The 828-nt window shown below is 45.0% G+C and carries 1 protein-coding gene and 1 pseudogene; both read left to right on the forward strand.

The annotated features are described in order from the left end of the window. Positions 1–48 precede the first annotated feature (48 nt). Positions 49–381: pseudogene (locus BTM36_RS23655) on the forward strand (MerR family DNA-binding protein); the annotation flags it as partial. A 194-nt stretch (positions 382–575) separates the two neighbouring features. Next, positions 576–828: hypothetical protein (locus tag BTM36_RS28075; RefSeq protein ID WP_139347262.1), on the forward strand; the 253-nt coding region annotated here is incomplete at its 3' end.

An 828-nucleotide genomic window follows, 5' to 3' on the forward strand; every position in this document is an offset into this window, starting at 1 on the left:
GGTCAGACGGTCCACAGTCTACGAGGTTGACGCATTGCGCTTTTATTAATGATACGCCGACCGCCGAGAGCTGCCCACTGTCCCGGAACGACGCGCTTCCGATCTGCGACCATCCGCTACTACGAGAAGGAAGGGCTACTGCCAAAGCCAGCGCGAAGCGGTGGCAACTTTCGGTTGTACGGTGAGGCGCACATTGAGCGCTTGCAATTCATCCGTCATTGCCGTTCGCTCGACATGACGTTGAGCGAGATTCGCGCATTGCTGGGTCTGCGAGACAACCCGATGCAGGACTGTGGGGAGGTCATCACGCTGCTGGAGGCCCATATTCAACAGGTGGAAATGCGTGTGTCCGCGCTGTTGCAGTTAAAACGGCACTTGGTCTATATTTTACACCCTTGTTATTCCAGAAGTTTGAAAATGCAGGGGCCAACGCAGCTAATGAAGTTCGTACTCAGCTTCCTGTATGGTTTAAAGATAACACAAGGGTTAGCAAAGGAGTAGCTGAAAATATATCAATCGCTGTAGCTTGGGCAATTCGCGGTGCTGATTGGTTATTTTTTTAGGAGTGAAATAGTATGGAAAATGAAACTGTTAGTGAATGGTTAGGAAGTAAAGGATTATCTAATACTGATATTGATTTCATTGAAACAATTTTGACTTTCACATCCACAGCAATTGTACTAGAGTCTAAAACAGAAGATATTAACAAAAAATTTCAAGCGACTTTTCCGGAAAAGAAAGCAAAAATCATGCCTGATTTAACCTACCAACAGTTTGAAGAAATATTACAAGATAATGGTTTGTCAGTCAATTTAAGCGAACTGTTGA

The sequence above is a fragment of the Herbaspirillum sp. VT-16-41 genome (assembly GCF_001994935.1).
Taxonomy (GTDB): domain Bacteria; phylum Pseudomonadota; class Gammaproteobacteria; order Burkholderiales; family Burkholderiaceae_D; genus Herbaspirillum; species Herbaspirillum frisingense.